Source organism: Protofrankia sp. Cj3, assembly GCF_917627355.1.
GTDB lineage: Bacteria > Actinomycetota > Actinomycetes > Frankiales > Frankiaceae > Protofrankia.
On sequence record NZ_CAKJTR010000021.1, the window covers coordinates 18918 to 19848 of the forward strand.

Sequence of the window (931 nt, forward strand, 5' to 3'; positions counted from 1 at the left end):
TCGAACGCCACTCGCCGGGAGCTGACGCCGACCTGCGTGAGCTCTACCGGCGGATCCTGTTCTCCATCCTGACCGGGAACACCGACGACCACCTGCGCAATCACGCGTTCCTGCGCGAGCGAGACGGCTGGGCGCTCTCTCCTGCCTATGACCTCAACCCCAATCCGGACAACCCGGCCCGGCTGAGCACGGCCGTCGATCTCGACAACACCGACGCAAGCATCGACATCGCGCTGTCGGTAGGCAGCTACTTCCGCCTGTCGCCGCCGAGGGCCCGCGACCTCGTCAGGGAGGTGGAGACTGCCACGGCGGGCTGGCGGCAGGCCGCCGCCGAGCTCGGCATTCCGAAAAGCCAGGCCGACCGGATGGCAGTGGCCTACGAGAGCGAACAGCGACGGATCGCACGCGCTCTCAGCGTGTCTTGAGGATCCGTGCAGGCGCGTGCGATCGCGTCGGAGACTGCCGCTGATCACCAGTGACACCCGCATCGAACACAGCGGCGCCGTCAGGCAGCCTCGTCGAGGTCATCGCCCAACGCGGGAGCCAGGTGGCGCGGGGCCTTGGGCGCGACCGCCACCCCGGGCGTCCGTGGACCGTCGAGGACCCGGCCAGGGAGGCCGGACTGTCACGCGCGGCCTTCGTCAAGCGGTTCGCCACCATCGTCGGTCAGCCCCCGTCGGCGTACCTGACCTGGTGGCGGATGATGACCGTGGCACGACTGCTGCGCGAGTCCAAGGCCCCACTGAGCACAGTCGCCGAACGCTGTGGCTACGGCTCGGAATTCGCGTTCGCCACACGGAGAGCGATCGAACGCTCCGGCTGAGCCGGCCCGGGACCGGACACCGCCCGTCGCCTCTGCGCCCGCTCCCCGGAAGCTGCGCGACGGCCATCAAATCGGCCCACCTCGCCCGACCACGGCACACCTTAAGCG

General features: G+C 69.6%; 1 protein-coding gene and 1 pseudogene. Both read left to right on the forward strand.

All coding sequences use genetic code 11. The features are described 5' to 3' along the window. Positions 1-425 (forward strand): HipA domain-containing protein (locus MJ783_RS04790; RefSeq protein WP_239308703.1); only part of this gene is annotated, 425 nt, incomplete at its 5' end. Between the two features lie 146 nt (positions 426-571). Then, positions 572-823 (forward strand): annotated as a pseudogene (locus MJ783_RS04795) (helix-turn-helix transcriptional regulator); the annotation flags it as partial. Between the last annotated feature and the right edge of the window lie 108 nt (positions 824-931).